Origin of the sequence: Prevotella illustrans, from assembly GCF_017426725.1 — a bacterium.
Classification (GTDB): domain Bacteria; phylum Bacteroidota; class Bacteroidia; order Bacteroidales; family Bacteroidaceae; genus Prevotella; species Prevotella illustrans.
In genome coordinates, this window is record NZ_JAERMS010000109.1 from 1 (window position 1) to 297 (window position 297).

Genomic DNA, 297 nt, shown 5'->3' on the forward strand with positions numbered 1-297 from the left:
CGAAAATAAGCGATTGTAGAGCGAGTTTATAAAACGCTGGTTATCAATACATTGTGCTTTTAAGGGTGTTTTCTCTTCGTTTTTTTACCCTTAATCGCTATGCTTTCAGGCCGTCATCGCGGCCTTTTCATCGGCTAAAAGCAATGCTTTGGCCGTGTAATCGCTGTGCTTTGAGCTGATAAAAGCATAACTTTGAGCATAAAAGAGCATAAAAATCGGCAAAGTGAAGGCCTTTTTCGGCATGCCGACACTTAGATGACATGTTGCGGAAGTGTTAAAATCAGGTAGTTTTTTCTG

1 protein-coding gene is annotated in these 297 nt (G+C 40.7%); it reads right to left on the reverse strand.

What is annotated here, in order from left to right; all coding sequences use genetic code 11:
• Positions 1 to 105: 105 nt before the first annotated feature.
• Positions 106 to 297 (reverse strand): hypothetical protein (locus tag JHU38_RS12325; RefSeq protein ID WP_207859432.1); only part of this gene is annotated, 192 nt, incomplete at its 5' end.